This is a genomic window from Rhodococcus sp. OAS809 (genome assembly GCF_040546695.1).
Lineage (GTDB): Bacteria > Actinomycetota > Actinomycetes > Mycobacteriales > Mycobacteriaceae > Rhodococcus_F > Rhodococcus_F qingshengii.
In genome coordinates this window covers 5470645-5484105 of record NZ_JBEPOI010000002.1, presented here as the reverse complement: position 1 = coordinate 5484105, position 13461 = coordinate 5470645, and the positions used below count along the sequence as shown (strand labels likewise).

At 62.5% G+C, this 13461-nt stretch carries 11 protein-coding genes, 2 pseudogenes and 1 riboswitch; of the genes and pseudogenes, 8 read left to right on the top strand and 5 right to left on the bottom strand.

Features of this window, described 5'->3' with window-relative positions:
* Nucleotides 1-2 precede the first annotated feature (2 nt).
* The 3 genes and pseudogenes from ABIE52_RS28715 to ABIE52_RS28705 all read right to left on the bottom strand — a co-directional run bounded on the left by ABIE52_RS28715 (nt 3) and on the right by ABIE52_RS28705 (nt 3086).
* Nucleotides 3-1102, bottom strand: a pseudogene (locus ABIE52_RS28715) (DNA alkylation repair protein).
* Nucleotides 1102-1419, bottom strand: a complete 318-nt coding sequence (locus ABIE52_RS28710) for a nuclear transport factor 2 family protein (protein ID WP_007733586.1) — start codon at nt 1417-1419, stop codon at nt 1102-1104. The pseudogene ABIE52_RS28715 and the gene ABIE52_RS28710 overlap by 1 nt, the downstream one beginning before the upstream one ends.
* Nucleotides 1416-3086 (bottom strand): PucR family transcriptional regulator, encoded by a 1671-nt coding sequence (locus ABIE52_RS28705; RefSeq protein ID WP_047270998.1) that lies wholly within the window; start codon nt 3084-3086, stop codon nt 1416-1418. Before ABIE52_RS28705 ends, ABIE52_RS28710 begins: the two co-directional genes overlap by 4 nt.
* A gap of 195 nt (nt 3087-3281) precedes the next feature.
* Between ABIE52_RS28705 and pruA the strand changes: the two are divergent.
* Nucleotides 3282-4944, top strand: a pseudogene (gene pruA, locus ABIE52_RS28700) (L-glutamate gamma-semialdehyde dehydrogenase).
* Nucleotides 4944-5909 carry a proline dehydrogenase family protein gene (locus tag ABIE52_RS28695; RefSeq protein WP_030535313.1) on the top strand — a complete coding sequence of 322 codons (966 nt, stop codon included), beginning with the start codon at nt 4944-4946 and terminating at the stop codon, nt 5907-5909. The pseudogene pruA and the gene ABIE52_RS28695 overlap by 1 nt, the downstream one beginning before the upstream one ends.
* On the opposite strand, the gene ABIE52_RS28690 is transcribed toward ABIE52_RS28695, so the two are convergent.
* Both ABIE52_RS28690 and ABIE52_RS28685 read right to left on the bottom strand, forming a co-directional pair.
* Entirely contained in the window at nt 5906-7204 is a 1299-nt protein-coding gene (locus ABIE52_RS28690) for an NtaA/DmoA family FMN-dependent monooxygenase (protein WP_050654749.1), read from the bottom strand. The two genes, ABIE52_RS28695 and ABIE52_RS28690, sit on opposite strands and share 4 nt — an antisense overlap.
* 113 nt (nt 7205-7317) lie before the next feature.
* Nucleotides 7318-7863 carry a CGNR zinc finger domain-containing protein gene (locus tag ABIE52_RS28685; RefSeq protein WP_003939872.1) on the bottom strand — a complete coding sequence of 182 codons (546 nt, stop codon included), beginning with the start codon at nt 7861-7863 and terminating at the stop codon, nt 7318-7320.
* 68 nt (nt 7864-7931) lie between these two features.
* On the opposite strand from ABIE52_RS28685, the gene ABIE52_RS28680 reads away from it, so the two are divergent.
* The 6 genes from ABIE52_RS28680 (at nt 7932) to ABIE52_RS28655 (ending at nt 13083) form a co-directional block, all read left to right on the top strand.
* Nucleotides 7932-8879 carry an EamA family transporter gene (locus ABIE52_RS28680; protein WP_003940332.1) on the top strand — a complete coding sequence of 316 codons (948 nt, stop codon included), beginning with the start codon at nt 7932-7934 and terminating at the stop codon, nt 8877-8879.
* A 45-nt stretch (nt 8880-8924) separates the two neighbouring features.
* Nucleotides 8925-9881, top strand: a complete 957-nt coding sequence (locus ABIE52_RS28675) for an ABC transporter ATP-binding protein (RefSeq protein ID WP_003940598.1) — start codon at nt 8925-8927, stop codon at nt 9879-9881.
* The gene (locus ABIE52_RS28670) at nt 9881-10675 is read left to right on the top strand and encodes an ABC transporter permease (protein WP_007733595.1); all 795 of its coding nucleotides are present in this window, start codon (nt 9881-9883) and stop codon (nt 10673-10675) included. Before ABIE52_RS28675 ends, ABIE52_RS28670 begins: the two co-directional genes overlap by 1 nt.
* On the top strand, nt 10676-11800 hold the full coding sequence (locus tag ABIE52_RS28665; protein ID WP_042451298.1) for a sensor histidine kinase: 1125 nt from the start codon (nt 10676-10678) through the stop codon (nt 11798-11800). It abuts the gene before it with no gap.
* Complete coding sequence (locus ABIE52_RS28660) at nt 11797-12426, top strand: response regulator transcription factor (RefSeq protein ID WP_003940330.1); 630 nt, start codon at nt 11797-11799, stop codon at nt 12424-12426. Before ABIE52_RS28665 ends, ABIE52_RS28660 begins: the two co-directional genes overlap by 4 nt.
* Before the next feature lie 219 nt (nt 12427-12645).
* On the top strand, nt 12646-13083 hold the full coding sequence (locus ABIE52_RS28655; protein ID WP_003940179.1) for a helix-turn-helix domain-containing protein: 438 nt from the start codon (nt 12646-12648) through the stop codon (nt 13081-13083).
* Between the two features lie 81 nt (nt 13084-13164).
* Nucleotides 13165-13389: riboswitch (cobalamin riboswitch) on the top strand.
* Nucleotides 13390-13461: the final 72 nt, after the last annotated feature.

The window sequence follows — 13461 nt, the reverse complement described above, 5'->3', positions numbered from 1 at the left end:
CCTCACACGTCCAAACGGAATACACCTCGCACCTGGCGTACGCCGTTGATCTGCACCTCGACGGCATGTTCGCCGGCGTAGTACTTCCGGGTGCTGATCGGTTTGAAGGAATGCCTCTTCGCGATACGGGCCGGCACCCCGGGTTCCAGCGTTCGTGTTGTCAGTTTGAAGACCTTGGGCGTCGTGGTCCCGTTGGCCTTCACGTGGTGGACGATGTAATCGATCACGACGGTGACGGACTCGCTGCCGTTGTTCGTGACGGCGAAGTCGAAGGTGAGTTCTCCACCCGCATGAACTGTTTCGCGGTCGATGACGAACCCCTCAACCACGACGTCGGTGGGCGGCGAGAACCCCAAGAGGGACAGAGCATCTGGATCGCCGGCCTTGATCAACGTCCGCAATGCATGTTTGACGATTTTCAGTGTGTTGGCATCCGGTGTCTGCATCCAACGCTTCGCAGTCGATACTGCGAGCGCAGCGTCAGCACGACTGAGATCGTTGAGATGGTTTGCGACCGAACGTCGTACATATTCCGAATCATCCCGATACAGCTCGTCGAGAATGACGATTGTCGACTCGGGACGCGCCGTCAATTCTTTCACTCGTCTTCCCCAGGGCAAACGAGTACGAGTGCCTTCGGTCGCCAAGCGCCGGACGTGTTCGTCTTCATGGCCGGTCCAGGTGAGTGCGATCGCCAGCGAACGGTCAAGGTTCGTTTCGAGAAATGTGCGAATTGCGAATTCGGCCGTCAGACGCGACGTCAACTCGGCAAGCAGAGCCATTCCCTCGTCGAAATCCGACTCGGAGCCACTTCGTGTCGCCGTGACGGCGACGGCTTCGGTCACCGGCCAGATCATCCAACCGGTGAAGGTCTCTTCTGAAAGCGCACGGCGGATGATCTCGGCGAAGGCCGGAAGATCCTGAGGCAGTTCGGCAGTCATCGCGTCCCGCACAACGCGCGTACGTTCGCCGAGACTCATACCGTCGAATTCGGATGTACTACCCGAACGAGGGCGAGGCGTGTGTGACCGGAGGCTCGCTCTAGACAGCCTGCCAGATCGGCGACGACGGATTTCCCGAGCAGTTCGTCAGCGGTGGGCATCAGGGGCACACCGTGAGAGCGGAAATCCGATCACCGTCGAGAGTGAAATGGTGATGTAACTGGACGGGGCTTCCGGGAAAATCACCCTCGACCTTCACCGACACGACAACGGCCGAGCCTGGGGTGTTGACCGACTCGATCTTCTGGGTGAAGGTGAACGCCGTCGACACGGCGGACTTCCACGCCACGATTTCTTCGATCCCGACATACGTACGGCCGTCGTCACGAACCACTGCGTCTTCGGTGAAAACGCCGCGGACGTCGCCGCCGTCGAAATACGCGCGCGCTGCGCCTGGCACCTTCGCTGAGTCGATCATTCGCGAAGAGTACTGCTGGGGTCCGACAGGTTCGGCGAACTCACTGCCCGAGCAGACGCCGCCAACTGAATCTCCATCAACAGCCTGGCCGACGGCTCGGAGAGGTCGGTATCCGTGATCTCCTCGACCCTCTTGATCCGATACCTGAGGGTGTTCGGGTGAATCCGAAGCTGCTCGGATGCACGTCGGACATCGCCCGAATGTGCGAGGTAAACGGAGATGCTTTCGCGCATGTTCGACCCGTTGCGTCTGTCGTAGACGTCCAGGGCGTCGACTCTCGGATCGTGCAGTTGCTCGTCGGCCGCAATGGTGTCCATGATTTCGCCCAGCAGCACCGGTGTGCGCGAGTCCGCGAGGGTGGTCACACGAACATCCCCCGACGTTCCGTCCAAGACCCGATCCACTTCGGCCCGAGCCTGGGCCACCTCCGCAAGCGTCGAAACCGGCGACGAGACCGCGGCCCGTAGCCCCGAAGGCGACACCTTGTCCAAACGCGCGACAACTTCGCGGGTCCACGAGACTGTGGATTTCACGGATTGGGTTCGCGGAAACAGCACATAGATCCGGGTGCCGACGGCACTCACCAGCGATTCACGCTGAAAGGCGCTGGCGTGCAGTCGCAAAGACGACACGAGTTCGCCCGAAGACGGCAGCCCACCGTTTCCGATACTCGCCACTCCGACCACCATCGCCGGTCCGGACATCGGGATGGTCAACGAGGCCGCGAGCGAAGGAACGTCGACACCGCCGCCGCGAACCCCGAGCAACCGCTGAATCTGTATCGCCTCGTTACTCGGCGCGTCTCGGATGCGCGAAATCAGCCGAGCAGCAACGGCCGCGGCACCGCGGAGCACGCTGTCGGCATCGCCGGCAATGGGAACCGGGCCTTCCTGCACCCAGATCGTGCCGAGAAGATCAGAGCTGAAACCGCTCTCCCCCTTGACATTGTCGGATATTCTCCGAATCGGAACCACCAACCGTCGCCTGATCGCAAGGTCGTCGTGAGCGGGCACCTCCACTACGTCGTCGCTTCGCCGCAGGCTCTCGAAGACGCCCCACTCCTGTAGCTTTCTGAGGTATTCGCGAGGTCCTTCGCGGCCGAGGATTGATTGCCGACGTAGCTCGTCCGCAGCATCTCCCGATGCCGAATAGGCCAAGACGTGGGAATGCTCGTCCTCGATGCTGACCATCCCCCGCGTGATTGCGGCGACGTTCTGCGCCAGCTCGAACAAGTCTGTGTCACTACCGAATACGATGTCGTCCGAATCCTGTCGGGACACCGAATGATCGAGCACGCCCCGGATGGTCGTGAACAATCGATCCCAACGAGCATCCGGATGGACCGCTATCAAGGCGATCCCGGCGCGCTGTGCCGCCGCACGCACCGACGTGTCCGAGGCCTCCTTCGACATGACGGCCCGAGGCGCTGATCCCTTCTGATCGAGGCGGTTCAGCCAGGCCGCCAATTCGGCTGCGCCGATACCGACAGCGAGCCAGAGCTCAGAGGATTCGACGGCCGCGGTTCTGGGGCGCGTGAGGTCCCCGACCTCTGCGAACACCACGGAGTCGACAAAGACGTCATCACCTGACGGCGCGAGGACGAGCTCGACAAAAGCTCCGCCCAGCGCCCGAAGGACCGCGTCGAGCCTGACCCCACGGATAGACACGTACCACCCACTCTCCGGACCGTCGCAACGCCTCAACTTCGAGAATAGTGCATTTTCCTGCGAAAACGGTTCAGCCGATCGGACAAACACGGACACCGATGTTTGGCCGCTCAGCGGATTACTCGCCGACGTCTTTCGACTTGACTGGTTCACGACACGACAACTGCCCACTCCTGAGTCTGCCGAAGGATCGTCATGGACGCCGTTACCAATGTCCCCCACCCAGCCAACGAACCGGTGAACAATTACGCGCCGGGAAGCCCGGAACGATCGCGCCTCCGTACGAAACTGACCGAACTGGCCGAATCGCCGACCGACATCAGGCAGGTCATCGGCGGCATCCACCGAACTGCGGGAGGTAAGCGACAGAACGTAGTTCAACCACACCGTCACAGCTCGGTCATCGGATCGTTTGCGGGCGCAACGCACTCGGATGTTCGTGATGCCATCGACGCCGCTACACTCGCCGCCCCGACCTGGCGCGACCTCTCGTTCGACGACCGCGCTGCGGTCTTCCTCCGCGCCGCCGATCTACTTTCCGGCCCGTGGCGCGAAAACCATCGCCGCCGCAACAATGCTCGGCCAGTCGAAGACCGCATACCAGGCCGAGATCGACGCGCCCTGCGAACTGATCGACTTCTGGCGTTTCAACGTCGCGTTCGCACGTCAGATACTCGCCGACCAACCCGTTTCCGCTCCGGGAGTGTGGAATCGCGTCGAATATCGTCCACTCGAAGGTTTCGTCTACGCGATCACTCCCTTCAATTTCACCGCCATCGCCGGAAATCTCCCCACAGCACCGGCCCTGATGGGCAACACCGTGATCTGGAAGCCGTCACCCACGCAGGCCGTCGCGGCGTACCTGACAATGCAACTACTCGAAGCTGCCGGCCTCCCGCCCGGGGTGATCAATCTTGTTCTCGGCGACGGCCCCTTGGTGTCCGAGGTCGCGCTTGCCGACCCCCGACTGGCGGGTATCCACTTCACCGGATCCACCGCAACGTTCCAGCGTTTGTGGCGTGAGGTCGGAGCCAACATCTCGAACTACCGGACGTATCCGCGTCTCGTCGGCGAAACCGGCGGCAAGGATTTTGTACTCGCACACAGTTCCGCTGACCCGGACGTACTCACGACGGCATTGATTCGCGGGGCCTTCGACTACCAGGGCCAGAAATGTTCGGCCGCATCACGGGCGTTCATCCCGAAGTCGGTGTGGGCCAAGATGGGCGACACGTTCATCGACACTGTGTCGACGCTGAAGTACGGAGACGTCACCGACCTGACGAACTTCGGCGGCGCCGTCATCGACCAACGTTCGTTCGACCGAAACGCCGCCGCGATCGTCCGCGCCAAGTCGACCAGCAGCCTCACCATCGCAGCAGGCGGCGACTACGACGACCGTGAAGGATTCTTCATCTCACCGACGGTCCTACTCGGTGACGACCCGAGCGACGAAGCCTTCAGCACCGAGTACTTCGGTCCCATCCTTTCGCTTCACGTCTACGACGACTCCGCACCGAATGCCTACGCCGACATCCTCGCGCGCGTCGACAGCGGATCCGCTTACGCCCTGACCGGCGCCGTGATCGCCACCGACCGTGCGGCCGTCGATCAAGCTCATCATGGTCTGCGGTTCGCCGCCGGAAACTTCTACGTCAACGACAAGCCGACGGGAGCGGTAGTCGGACAACAACCCTTCGGAGGTGCGCGGGCTTCCGGTACCAACGACAAGGCCGGTTCGCCGCAGAATCTGCTCCGTTGGGCGTCGACACGCACCGTCAAGGAAACCTTCGTTCCTCCCACCGATCATCGTTACCCCCACCAGGACGTCGATCCAGCCGAGAGCGAGAACCGTTGATGAGTGCCGTCTCGCTGAGCAACCCACTGCGCCCGGTACTCCTCGCGGCGGCACGCTCGTCGCGACTGGAGAAGACAGTCTCCGGGATGACCTTGACCCGCAAGCTTGTAGACAGGTTCGTCGCCGGGGACGCGGAACCCGCAGCGATGTCAGCGGTGCGCAACATCCTCACCAGTGGCCGGTTCGTGACGGTCGACTACCTCGGCGAGGACACCACCGATCCGGCTCAGGCAACAGCTACCGTCGACGCCTATCTCTCCCTTCTCCGCTCGTACGCAACGCTTTCCGAGATTGCCGGGACGCAACACTCCCTGGAGGTTTCGCTCAAGCTCTCCGCGTTGGGGCAGTCACTTCCCGGTGACGGCGAGAAGATCGCCCTGGCGAACGCTCACCGAATCGTCACAGCGGCAGACGAAGTGGGCGCGTGGGTCACCGTCGATGCGGAGGATCACACCACCACCGACTCGACACTGTCCATCGTCGAAGAGTTGCGCCGCGACTTCCCGACGCTCGGCACGGTCCTGCAGGCGTACCTACACCGCACCGAGGCCGACTGCCGGCACTTCTCCGGATCAGGTTCACGAATTCGGCTGTGCAAGGGTGCATACAAGGAACCGGCCGGCGTCGCGTTCCAAAAGGCCGCCGAAGTCGACGCGTCGTACGTGCGTTGCCTGAAGGTCTTGATGGAAGGTGACGGATACCCGATGGTGGCCTCCCACGATCCCACCATGATCGACGCCGCCCTCGGACTCGCCACACTGACCGAGCGGACAGCCGCGGATTTCGAGTTCCAGATGCTCTTCGGCATCCGCGACGGCGAACAACGCAGATTGGTAGCCGAAGGCAATCACCTGCGGGTCTACGTTCCCTACGGCAGCCAGTGGTACGGCTACTTCATGCGTCGCCTCGCGGAAAGACCGGCCAACCTCATGTTCTTCATGCGCTCACTCGCTTCCAACAACTAGACACCGGAAACCGGTGGCAGCGGTGGCAACTCGAGGTTCTCGCGAAAGGTATCGCCGACGTAGTCGGATCCCACGATTCCGCGCTTGCGCAGCTCCGGCAGCAGCCCGTTCGTGACGAAATCGCGTGTACGCGGATCCGCAAGGTCACCGAGCGTGATGACGTCGAGTACGCCCGCGTCGTATCGTTCCTCGATCGCGTCCGCGAGCTGTTCCGGGGTGCCCGCCGCTGCCCAGTGGCCGGTGTCCTTGGACGCGATGATCAACTCACGCAGAGTCTTTCCTTGTGATGCGAGCTTGCCGAAGATCTCGACCCGGCCCCGCCGTCGATTCACCGACGACGGGTCCGGCAACAACGACTCCGGGATCGGCCGATCCAGCGGCAATTCCGAGAAATCCACGCCGCCGCCGAACATATCGGCAAGCCTGGTGCGTCCGGCGTCGAAGTCCGTCGATTCCTCGGCTTCTCTGACCAATCGTTCGACTTCGGCTTCGGTAGCGCCGTACGTTGCGTGGAACGAGCTGAAAATCAGTGGCAGTTCGTCCCCACGCCCCAACTCTGCCGCCCTGGCGCGGATCGTCTTCGTGTAGGTGACCGCGTCCTCGAAGGTTGCGAGAGAAGTGAATACGACCTCCGCGAAGCGAGCACCCAGTTCGATACCCCCGGCAGATTGGCCTGCCTGGAATTGGACCGGACGACGCTGCGGCAGGGATGGAATGTTCAACGGCCCCTGTACGGTGAAGTACTTGCCTCGGTGCTCGATGGGGACCACCCTCGACGGATCTAGCACCGCAGAGCCCTCTCCCCGGATCAAGGCGCCGGGCTTCCAGCTGTCGAAGAGCGCGTTGACCACCTCGAGCGATTCGGCCGCTCGGGCGTACCGCTCCTCCGGACTCGGCAGGTCCAGGTCGCTGTAGTTCTCTTCTCCGAGTGAGGAAGTGACGGCATTCCATGCGGCTCGACCATTGCTGACGTGGTCCAGGGTGCCGAACAACCGTGCCAGGTTGAATGGGTGATGAAACGTCGTCGTGACGGTGGCGATGAGCCCCACATGGGTGGTGACCGCACTCAGCGCGGCAAGGAAGATCAACGGCTCCTGCGCACCGATCGCGCCCTGCGCGCCGAAACTCAGCAGGTCGGCGGCAAACAGTCCGTCGATCTTGTTCGCCTCGGCCGTCTTTGCGACGTCGATCGCGGACGCGACCGTCGACGTCGTCGGATCGATCGCTGCGTCGTAGATACTCACCGCCCCGCTGACACCGGTCACCGTCTTGAGTGGACGCCTACGATCGGCCACCGACCATCCTCCTGGCTTCGCGAAATCTGTTCCGAATTCACAACGCTAGACCGATCCTGGCTCCCGACAAGGTATTCACTCAGCCTGGTTCTATCCCTCCGAACGCCGCTTGGTCACGCCCCGGATTTACGGGCACGATAGGCGGCGACGTGCGCCCTGTTCCCACAGTTTCCGGTGTCGCAGTATCGCTTCGAACGATTGCGCGACAAATCCACGAAGACCGCTTCGCAGTCCGGGGCCTCACACCATCGCAACCTCGAGAATTCGTCGGTTCGGATCAGATCGAGCACACCCATCGCCGCTTCTGCGGCCATCCGGTCCACCAGTGGCGAATCGTCAGCGGTGACGTGCAGGTGCCAGCCGAGGTCGTCGTGCCTGGTGAGCCGAGGCCTCGCGCCCGATTCGAGTAGCAGTGTGTTCACCACCTCGACGGCGTCGTCCACTCCCGCGGCTTCCCAGAACTTTCGCAGTCGTGGACGCAGCGCACGAACCGCCGTCAATTCCTCCGGTGTGCCGTCCCGCCTGCCGGTCCAGCGATCCGCGTCGAGAAACCGTGTCAGCTCCTCTTGATCCGGAAGCAGTTCGGCCCCGCCGCGGGCCGTGTTGACCAACGACGCGGCGAAGACGAGCGCCGATTCCGTGTCACCAGCAAAATGCACTTTGACTCCTGAGCCGTATCAACCTAATGTCAGCATCGTAATCGCTTTTACTCCTGACGGGTGACGACGTGAACTCTCGCAACGGCTTGATCTTCGCTCTGCTGTCCGCGGCAACGTTCGGCGTATCGGGCCCGTTCGCGAAATCTCTCATCGAATCAGGGTGGTCCCCCGGCGGCGCAGTGTTCGCGCGCGTTGCCGGCGGCGCACTGGTGATGATGGTGATCGCCGTAGCCACCCAATGGCCTCGCCTACGACAGGTGAGCACCCACACGCGAACGGTACTGCTGTACGGGGTGTTCGCGATCTCGGGCGTTCAACTGTGCTTCTTCAATGCCGTGCAACATCTTTCGGTCGGCGTCGCATTGCTTCTCGAGTACCTTGCACCGATCATCGTCATCGGGTGGGTGTGGATAACCAAGGGCGCACGTCCGAGCGTGCAGACGCTTCTCGGTGCGGCGGTGGCCTTGATCGGCGCCGCCGTGGTGATCGACGTCTTCGGATCGGCAGAGATCAGTGCCGTCGGAGTCGCCTGGGGACTGGCCGCCGCGGCATGCCTTGCAGTCTATTTCGTCATTTCCGAACGTGCGGACGGTGATCTCCATCCTGTTGTTCTCGCGGCATCGGGGCTCACGGTCAGTGCAGTGGTCATCGGCGCGCTCGGACTCGTAGGCGTCCTCCCCCTCCAGTTCTCGGCCTCGAACGCCGTCGTGGCAGACCATTCGGTGAACGTGTGGCTGCCGGTGGTGGTCCTGGTCCTGGTCAGCACTGTCATTGCCTATCTCACCGGCATCGCCGCGATCACGCTGCTGGGGCCGACAATCGGGTCTCTGGTAGCGCTGACCGAAGTGCTGTGCGCGGTCGTCGCCGCGTGGATCCTGGTCGGGGAATCCGTCACCGCACTCCAAGCTGTAGGTGGCGCAGCAATCATCGCGGGGTTGGTCCTCGCGCGCCTCGGTCAGGTTGCACCGAAACAGATACCGGCCGACCCGATGACAAATGTCATGGCAGAAGAATGACGGACGGACGAGGGATCACGACCTCGAAGCGAGCAGATTCTATGTATGACCTCAACACAGGCACGGCATTCACCACAGGCACTGCACACACTCACTGAAGGATCGGCACACGACGCCGTCCGGTTGACCGGACTTCGCAAGAGTTTCGGAACCGTCGACGCCGTCAAAGGTATCGACCTGAGCATCCGCCCCGGCGAGATCGTCGCGTTCCTCGGCCCGAACGGCGCAGGCAAGACGACAACCATCGACATGATCCTCGGCCTGTCCCGGCCGACGTCAGGCGAGGTGAGCGTCTTCGGAATGTCACCTCGATCGGCGATTGCCCGCGGACTCGTCTCGGCAGTCATGCAGACCGGCGGACTACTGAAAGAGCTGACGGTTGCCGAGACTGTGCAGCTGACCGCCAGCCTGTACTCCCAATCCCGTCCGGTCGACGAAGTGCTGGGGAGAGCCGGAATCCTCGACATCTCCGATCGCCTGGTCAGCAAATGCTCAGGCGGACAACAACAGCGGTTGCGATTTGCGATGGCGTTGCTGTCGAACCCGCAATTGCTCATTCTCGACGAGCCCACCACCGGCATGGACGTCGAAGGGCGTCGGGACTTTTGGTCCGCCATCCGCGCCGACGCAGATCACGGTCGCACTGTGCTTTTTGCGACGCACTACCTCGAAGAGGCCGATGTCTACGCCGACCGCATCATCCTGGTCAGGCAAGGCACCGTGGTCGCAGACGGGACCACCGCCGAGGTCAAGGCGATGGCGTCCGGACGCACCCTGCGCGCGACTGTTCCAGGCATCACCGACGAACTCCTGCGAGCCATACCGAACTCCGACGCCGTCGAGGTGCGCGGTGAGTCACTGCTCGTGCACTCGGGTGACACCGATGCCGTTGCACGGTTCCTGTTGACCAATACCCAGGCTCGCGATCTCGAAATCGTCTCGCGTGGCCTCGAAGACGCATTCATCGCACTCACGTCGAACAACTCCGAAGGACAGAAGTGATGACCACTGCAACCGAAGCGAATACCTACGGAGCCGAGCGAACCGTCGTACCTCTCGGCGGATTCAACACGACGCTACTGCGACTGGAATTTCATCGCCTGACTCGCAACCGGCGCACGATGATCTTCACGCTCGTCATGCCGGTTGTCTTCTTCCTCGTCTTCGGTCTCGGTCAAGGCGACGACGACCACGGGATCGGGCACGGCAATGTCGCCGCGTACATCATGATCAGCATGGCCCTGTACGGCGCGATGCTGGCCACCACCAGCGGCGGCGCGATGGTCTCGATCGAACGAGCGTCCGGGTGGAGCCGACAACTTCGGCTGACTCCCCTGACCCCGGTCGCCTACATCGCCGTCAAACTGATCATGGCGATGCTGCTCGGTCTCGTCTCGATTCTCGTGGTCTACGTCGTCGGCGCGTTCACCTCGGCGCAGATGGACGGATCACTCTGGTTCACAACGGCATTGATCGCCTGGCTGGGATCGTCGATCTTCGCGGCCTTCGGCCTGTTCATGGGGTACCTACTCCCCAGTGAGAACGTCATGCAGTTGCTCGGACCGGGACTGGCTCTGCTCGCATTCGGCGGCGGACTCTTCGTACCACTCACCGACGGTTCCGTATGGGCGACCATCGCACAGTTCACCCCGATGTTCGGCATCAACGCCCTCGCCCACGCACCGTTGACGGGCAATAGCATTCACTGGACCTGGATCGTCAATATCCTGGTGTGGTTCGCCATCTTCGCCGGCGGAGCGATCTGGCGGTTCCAACGAGATACGGAGCGTGTGTAGTTGTCGCAAACGACTGACCGAGAAGATTCCGTCGCGCTCCCGCGGCGGAATCGTTTCGGCGTTCTCTTCGCGGCGGTCTGGATGGTATTTCTCGGCGGGCCGCTGATCGAGGGATGGAATCTGCGCGACGAACTGCGCGGCTGGACAGGGATTCTCGCGACGGTCGCCTTCAGTGCGCTCTATCTCTACACGTTCGCCACAACGCAGCAGCGGCGTCGAATGACAATGACTCGGCCGACGATTCGCGAAGCTGCACTGGCTTTGGCCGCCTTGACCGCGTTGGCCGCCGTGATGATCGTGAGCGTCGGGCCGACAGGTTTGGCAGCAGCACCGTACCTCGCGGTGACAGCGGTGACACTGTTGCCGACCGTCGCCGGCGGCATTCTCGCCTTGGTGTTCGCGGCCTCCGTGGAGATAGTCAGCCTCTCGTCCGGATGGGGGAACTACTCCGGACTCTCACTCGGAGTCTGCGCGGCCGCGTTCGCGACCTGGGGAATCATGTCCCTGATCAGCCGCAACTTCGCCATACTCCACGAACGCGAAGAGCAGGAGCAGCGGGCAATCATGGAGGAGCGAACGAGGATGGCGCGGGATCTGCACGACATCCTCGGGCACTCGCTGACCGTCATCACGATCAAAGCCGAACTGGCCAATCGCCTACTCGATGTCGATATCGAACGTGCGCGCAACGAACTCGACGACCTCGAAAGGCTCTCTCGAGACGCGCTGGCGGACGTGCGCTCGGCCGTCGAAGGATTTCGTGGGATTTCTCTTCCCGTCGAGATAGCCCGAGCGCGAGAGGCATTGCGTGCGGCTGGTATCGAAGACGACGTGCCGAGCAGCACCGACATGGTTCCCACGCGTCTTCGGGAACTCTTTGCATGGACGATCCGTGAGGGCGTCACCAACGTCGTTCGACACAGCGGTGCGACCCACTGCCGGATCACGGTCGACGAAAATAGTGCGTCGGTCGTCGACGACGGACGAGGGGCCGAGTCGACGTCTTCCGGAAACGGTCTGATCGGATTGCGCGAGCGCGCCGGAGCGTCGGGCGCACGAGTGATCATCACTCATCCCCAGCCGCAGGGGTTTGCACTTCAGGTAGTCGAACAGGAGACAGAGTGAACAGCCAGGGCGATCGAGCAACCATACGGCTGCTCTTGGCGGACGATCAGGCGCTCGTGCGAGGAGCTTTGGCCGCGCTGCTCGATCTGGAATCCGACCTGTCCGTGGTGGCCGAGGTCGGTCGCGGCGACGAGGTGGTGTCCGCCGTTCTCGAACACCGCCCGGACGTCGCGCTTCTGGACGTCGAGATGCCCGGCATGGACGGAATCGCCGCGACGGCGGCCCTCCGCGAGGCAGCACCCGACACCCGGGTTCTGATCGTCACCACGTTCGGCCGTCCCGGATTTCTTCGTAAAGCCCTGCACGCCGGGGCCGGCGGGTTCGTCGTCAAGGACACCCCCGCCAGGCAGCTTGCCGACGCGGTCAGGCGTGTCCACGCCGGACTGCGCGTCGTCGATCCCACCCTTGCGGCCGACAGCCTCGTCAGCGGCGAGTCGCCCCTGACGGAGCGTGAGACCCAAGTACTGCGCGCCGCTCACGACGGCGCACCCGTGGCAGCCATCGCAGGGGCGCTCTTCTTGTCCGCAGGGACAGTTCGAAATCATCTGTCATCCGCGATGGGTAAGACGGGTGCGTCGACGCGCGCGGAAGCCGTCAGAATCGCCGAGTCGAACGGCTGGCTCTGATCCGCGCGTCTGGAATCGCCTTCCCCGGCAAATAGTTCGCCGTTCGATTCGTGATGGCGATTTGTCCAGATCACTCAAAGTAGGGACCTTCTACCCTAGGGATTTTCCCTGCAAACGACCGCTTCGCGAGAATCCGAAACAGCTAATCGTTCGATACCTGGCTATGATGCAGTTAATTGAACCGACGGAGCCTGTGCGTAGCGGGGGAAGGGACGTCTCATGTCGAACCAGTTCAACGATCGCTTGAACTCGCTGTTCGAGACTGCCGACTTTCACGTCACCAACGCGATGGTCGTTCGCGGCATGACCGAGTTCGGCTGCCGCATCTCGACGCCGTACCTGTCGCAACTGCGCACCGGCGTCCGAACCAATCCGTCACCCGAAGTGGTTGCCGCCCTCGCCCACTTCTTCAAGGTCCATCCGGACTACTTCTACGCCCCGTCCGATCACACTCCGCCCGCGATCTCAGGTGGCGAGGCAGACCTCTCCCTCCTCGAACAGCTGCACAACGTGCGCCTGCGGAACCTCACCTCCCGTGTCGTCGACCTCTCACCGTCTTCACAGGATCTGCTTGTCGAAATGGCGGAGAATCTACGTTCCTCCGAAAATCTTCCGCGCGTACCACCGGACTCGAATTCCTACATGTCACGCGCATAGCGCCCTTCGCCGACTCTCCTTGACTGCTCAGGGAGGGTTGGCCTTATGCTGGTCGATGCAGCTGGTTCGCCCGGCACGGTCATGAGGAGCCCCGAAGACCGGTCCCGGCGTCGAAGCTCCGTCAGCGCAAGCTGTCGGGGTGAGAGGGAACCCGGTGAAAATCCGGGACTGTCCCGCAGCGGTAAGCAGGAACGACCGCCGTTCATGTGCACTGGGCATCCGCCTGGGAAGCGACGGCCAGTAGGTTCGATCCAACTCGATCGAGTGCCCGCGAGTCCGAAGACCTGCCGACTGTGTCGGGCACGCCGTGCCCGACGGTCCACCGCCTCGTGGAATGGGCGTGTAGATCTCCATCGGACCTCGTGTGCGGTGCGGGCA